This is a genomic window from Microbacterium sp. ZXX196 (assembly GCF_009709595.1).
Lineage (GTDB): Bacteria > Actinomycetota > Actinomycetes > Actinomycetales > Microbacteriaceae > Microbacterium > Microbacterium excoecariae.
This window is the reverse complement of sequence record NZ_WMEE01000544.1, coordinates 1-232: the sequence shown is the minus strand read 5'-3', so window position 1 is coordinate 232 and position 232 is coordinate 1. Positions and strand designations below refer to the sequence as shown.

Sequence of the window (232 nt, the reverse complement as noted above, 5' to 3'; positions counted from 1 at the left end):
TGCTAGGTGGTGCTGAGCGGAGCCGGCTGGGGCTCCATGGGCCGGTATCGGGTTGGGGGGCCCGAAAACAGCCCGGTCATGCGGTTGTTCAGGATTCGCTGCGCTGCTGCGGAATGCCCGCGAGCAGTGCGCGAACCTCGGCCTCGCGGTAGCGCCGGTGTCCTCCGAGCGTGCGGATGGACGTGAGCTTGCCTGCCTTGGCCCAGCGGGTCACCGTCTTCGGGTCCACGCG

At 69.4% G+C, this 232-nt stretch carries 1 protein-coding gene; it reads right to left on the bottom strand.

The genetic code is table 11. From position 1 onward, the window contains the following. Nucleotides 1-88: 88 nt before the first annotated feature. Nucleotides 89-232: developmental transcriptional regulator BldC (gene bldC / locus GJQ66_RS13925; RefSeq protein ID WP_155049726.1), on the bottom strand; the 144-nt coding region annotated here is incomplete at its 5' end.